The 689-nt window shown below is 66.0% G+C and carries 1 protein-coding gene; it reads right to left on the minus strand.

The features are described 5' to 3' along the window. Window positions 1–689: DUF222 domain-containing protein (locus ACFOSH_RS42390; RefSeq protein WP_378247190.1), on the minus strand; the 689-nt coding region annotated here is incomplete at both ends.

The following is a 689-nucleotide window of genomic DNA, read 5'->3' on the forward strand; positions in this document are numbered from 1 at the left end:
TTCGATCGGCCGATGTCGAGGGGTTCGCCCGCGGTGCCGAGGACGCCAGGTCTGACACGGGCGTCGCAGGCGAGGATCCGGGCGTCGGTCGCGCTGATCGGCCCCACTAGATCCAGGTGGGCTTCACCGAGATCGTTGATCAAATCCTCGTAGGACATGGTGATGAGGATGTGGGTGGCTTCCCCTGCTTGGCCGGGTAGGTTGCGGCTGGTGGTTTTCAGGCGGACGTAGTCGGTGAAGGCGTCGCCGTAGCGTTCGTCCTGGGTGCGGGAGTCCCGGACCCCATTGATGGCTTTATAGGGCTTGGCCATCGGATCGAGGTCGGACTTGAGGCGGGCGTAGGTTTCGAGGTCAAGTGTCGCCTTGAGGCCGAGGGTGCCGTCGCGGTGTTTGACGAACCGCAACTCCGGCCGGACATCCTTGGTATCTTCATTGCGGGGTTCTTTCCCGTCGGGGTCGAGGTTGTCGAGCAGGCGTCGTCCGGCTCGGGCGATGGCGCGGGGTCCGGTATGACGGGCGAGGTCGACGAGGATCTTTTCGCCGTCTCGAATCTTGTCTTCGGGGACGGTGGAGGGGATGCGGGCGAGGGTGCGGATGATGGCGTCGATCTGTGAGCCGCCGATCGCGCCTTCCGCGGCCGCGTCGGCGGTCAGGGGCGCGAGCGGTGGGGACGGGTCGCCGCCGATGGT

It is taken from the genome of Amycolatopsis speibonae (genome assembly GCF_042647925.1).
Lineage (GTDB): Bacteria > Actinomycetota > Actinomycetes > Mycobacteriales > Pseudonocardiaceae > Amycolatopsis > Amycolatopsis speibonae.